This window comes from Oleiphilus sp. HI0125 (assembly GCF_001635355.1).
The window spans coordinates 1-704 of record NZ_LWGF01000180.1 but is presented as its reverse complement, the minus strand read 5'-3'; the positions used below and the strand labels follow the sequence as shown (position 1 = coordinate 704).

1 protein-coding gene and 1 pseudogene are annotated in these 704 nt (G+C 43.0%); one reads left to right on the top strand and one right to left on the bottom strand.

Translation table 11 applies throughout. The features are described from left to right. Nucleotides 1–303, bottom strand: a 303-nt coding sequence (locus A3762_RS02810; protein WP_197468975.1) for a hypothetical protein, incomplete at its 3' end; no start/stop codon positions are given. Between the two features lie 52 nt (nt 304–355). Here A3762_RS02810 and A3762_RS02805 point away from each other — a divergent pair. After that, a pseudogene (locus tag A3762_RS02805) lies at nt 356–704 on the top strand (DUF2064 domain-containing protein); the annotation flags it as partial.

Here is a 704-nt window from a genome sequence, read left to right as displayed (position 1 = left end):
GTGATTCGAAATGAATACATAAGGCGTGTTTGGATCGAGTTGGTCTAAGCCTGTGCTTGTTAAACTTGAATAAGTCCCTTCAATTTTTGGAACTAATCGCGTTATGAGCCAGTCTTGTATTTCTGCGATCGTTGAGCATGCATACAAATCTGTTGTATCGAGTGTTTGTCCCGGAAATAATTGGCCGAGTACAAACGATAGGCGAGTGCTGTCGTGTAATTCCTGCAGTATGACGTCGACTTCTGAGTCGTCAAAGCAACGGACACTTTCGTATAAAGACTTAAAGGTTTGATCGAAAAGCATGCTGGGATCAGTATTATTAACGTTGTTCTTACTCTTACTATAGACAAATAAAATGCAGAGTGCTGTTTTCATTCAATTTGCAAAGTACCCCGTTCTAGGAAACGTAAAGACACGCCTTGCTCGTTTCGTTGGTGAGCAGAGTGCTCTTGACGCCCATATTCGTTTGACGGCGGCCGTTAACCAACAACTGAATCGGTATGGAGAAACCCGAGACAAGGTTGATGTAAAGTTGGCACTTGCGAGCGGAGGCGGTATTAGTCATAAAGAGTGGATCGATTCTCTCACTTTTGATTATTGTCTTGAGCAACCTAGTGGCGATCTAGGTGCAAAAATGCAAAGGGTTATGTTCGATGCCCTAGAGCATTATGACTATGCCTTTATTGTGGGGAGTGATTTTCCAG